Genomic DNA, 2378 nt, shown 5'->3' on the forward strand with positions numbered 1-2378 from the left:
TTGTGCGAAGTTTGAGTTATTATATCTTTTTTTTAGTCAGTTCCGCCAAGAATCATCAGCAGAAGCAAGGATTTTCAATTCCGCTCTCAAATCTTCTGGCAAGACGGGCAGAAGTACACATTCCCACCCATGTATGCCTGCCTCACGATTTTTCCACCGCATCTTGGACACTGTCCTCCAAGGTTCTTAGCTGACATCACCGTCCTGTATCCGCCTTCTCTGCCATAGATGTCCTTCTCTGTGTCCCTTCCACCCTTCTTTGCCATCAGCCTTATAGTGTCCCTGGTGCTTGAAAAGAGCATATCAAGTCCGTCAGGTCCAAGATCTGAAAGCTTCGTCCTGGGATTTAAGCCTGCATGGAAAAGTATGTCCTGAAGCACTCCGTTGCCAAGCCCTGGTATCCTCTGCTCTGTTGCCAGAAGCGCCTTCAGGCTCAGATTCCTTTTTTCACCATTTGCCATACCCATGAAGTATTCCAGGTTGAAGCCATCCGTAAGCGGATTCGGCTTTTCCTTCGCTATCCTGTAATACTTGTTGTCCAGGTTCCCTTCTTCAAATACCCAGATTCCGCCGTACATCTGTATAGTGCATGTAATTGCAGAGCCATCGTCAAAGACTGCCAGCAGCTGGTGCTTTTCAGGTATTGTATCACCGGGCCTGTGGTATCTGATATTTGCACCATCACCAAATAGAAGCCTGTAATTTCCGGCTTCTATTTCCACAAAGCCTGCGACTGCGTTAACGCATCCGATTGTTTTACCAGCAAGCAGCTTCCCGTAGCCTGCAGGGTCACCGGAATAGAACGCGAACTTATGCGGTGAATGCCCTGCAGCAGCGCTTACAATACGTTTACCGGATATCTCGTTGCCAAGCTGCCTGCTTATGCTATAGCTTTCAGGAATTTCAAGCATGTTGCCACCTCCATGCTGATCAGACAAAACCTTAAGTCAATTAATAAGTTGCCTGTGAGCGATAATTCTACGGCCTGACCTCCAGCATTTCACTCTCATTGACAACGCAGTAGGCTACGCCTTCCTCCACCTTCAGGTAGATCTTGAGGTCCTTGATCTCGCTCTTTTTCCTTGTCTTCTTCCATTCCTCGAAGAACATGTCCAGTATCTCCTGCTCCTGGAACTTCCTGTCCTGGTACTCAACATAGAACTCATGCTTTGACTTCTTCTTGTCTCCGCTTTTCTTTACCTTCTTGACTTCCTCTGCTTTTTCAACGGCTTCAAATTCCTCATGTGCCTTCAACCAAATCACTCCTCGCATGTTTTGTACTGCCCCGCCCTTGATTTCGGAGGCATTTCTTCACTATTGTCATTCATCGGGGGTCTTTTGAAATCCATCCCGATTACATGTATTATATCATTCACTGGTGAAAATTATCAGATTTTTCAATTCATTCCCGCTAAAATCATGAATGGTTTCTTACCTTCTTGTCATTGTATTAAGATACCTGGCCACAAGAATCCGGAACATTCACCAGTTCGCACTTATGGGTATATAATCTAAGGGAGGTGATTATTTTGAAGAAAAGGATGATTGAATACCTTAATTATGCTGAAGGAATTTCAAGCAGGGACCTGGACGCCCAGGAAAAGGAGCTTCTGAGGAAGAACCTCCTCATACAGATTGGTTTTTTCCAGCATGAAAGGCTGATACACCTTATTGTTACAGTTACCTTCGCTATGATCTCGATGGTTACGCTGATATGCCTGCTCCTTGAAGATAACATCTTCCTATCCTTACTACTGCTCCTTCTCCTCCTCATGCTCATACCTTATGTCAACCACTACTTCAGGCTGGAATGGGGAGTCCAGAAGCTTTACAGGTTCTATGACCTTCTTGAGGAAAGGTCATGGAAAAACAATGCCTGAGACTCCGACTTAACGAGATCATGTCAAAAATATCCCTTCACTTGAAATTCATCATAATTCTCCATAATTTCTCCATAATATCCCATTATCATAAGGGTGTAGGAAAAATAAACCAGAAGAAAAGGAAACGATAGATATGATGAAGAGAATTGCCGGACTTGCACTTGCACTCACTCTTATAGCTTCAACCCCAGCATTTGCTGCTGAAAAATCCGAAAAGGCGCTGCCAGCTGCTCCAGCAATCGCATTCGAGATACTCGAATCCCATGGAGTCAGACCGACAGGCGACATCCTGAAGCTGGTTGCAAAGCACATGGAGACTTATTCAGCCTTCATGGGAATCGCAAAGGATGACCCGATGTACAGGCATGAAGTGATGCACTTCCTGCATTGTGAACTGGAAGTAATCGAGATGGAGCATGACGAATGCATGCACCATGGAATGACAGAATAATCTGTTCCATCCCGTTATTTCATAGAGAGTGTAGAAAATTTTGT

Annotated in this window: 4 protein-coding genes; 2 read left to right on the plus strand and 2 right to left on the minus strand. The window is 44.9% G+C overall.

Going from position 1 to position 2378, the window contains the following annotated elements:
• Positions 1–86: 86 nt before the first annotated feature.
• Positions 87–911: a formamidopyrimidine-DNA glycosylase gene (locus T472_RS07135; RefSeq protein WP_023387735.1), complete on the minus strand. Its 825-nt coding sequence runs from the start codon at positions 909–911 to the stop codon at positions 87–89.
• Between the two features lie 67 nt (positions 912–978).
• A complete protein-coding gene (locus T472_RS07140) occupies positions 979–1254 on the minus strand; it encodes a DUF6465 family protein (protein ID WP_023387736.1) in 276 nt (91 codons plus the stop codon).
• A 275-nt stretch (positions 1255–1529) separates the two neighbouring features.
• On the opposite strand from T472_RS07140, the gene T472_RS07145 reads away from it, so the two are divergent.
• Together T472_RS07145 and T472_RS07150 are read left to right on the plus strand one after the other, a co-directional pair.
• Positions 1530–1880, plus strand: a complete 351-nt coding sequence (locus T472_RS07145) for a hypothetical protein (protein ID WP_023387737.1) — start codon at positions 1530–1532, stop codon at positions 1878–1880.
• Positions 1881–2019: 139 nt separating this feature from the next.
• Positions 2020–2334: a hypothetical protein gene (locus T472_RS07150; protein WP_207643959.1), complete on the plus strand. Its 315-nt coding sequence runs from the start codon at positions 2020–2022 to the stop codon at positions 2332–2334.
• Positions 2335–2378: the final 44 nt, after the last annotated feature.

The sequence above is a fragment of the Youngiibacter fragilis 232.1 genome, from assembly GCF_000495435.3.
In the GTDB taxonomy this organism is placed as follows: domain Bacteria; phylum Bacillota; class Clostridia; order Clostridiales; family Clostridiaceae; genus Youngiibacter; species Youngiibacter fragilis.

Coding starts and splice junctions, on each gene's coding strand:
- T472_RS07135 (WP_023387735.1), bottom strand. CDS start 911: ATGCTTGAAATTCCTGAAAGCTATAGCATAAGCAGGCAGCTTGGCAAC.
- T472_RS07150 (WP_207643959.1), top strand. CDS start 2,020: ATGAAGAGAATTGCCGGACTTGCACTTGCACTCACTCTTATAGCTTCA.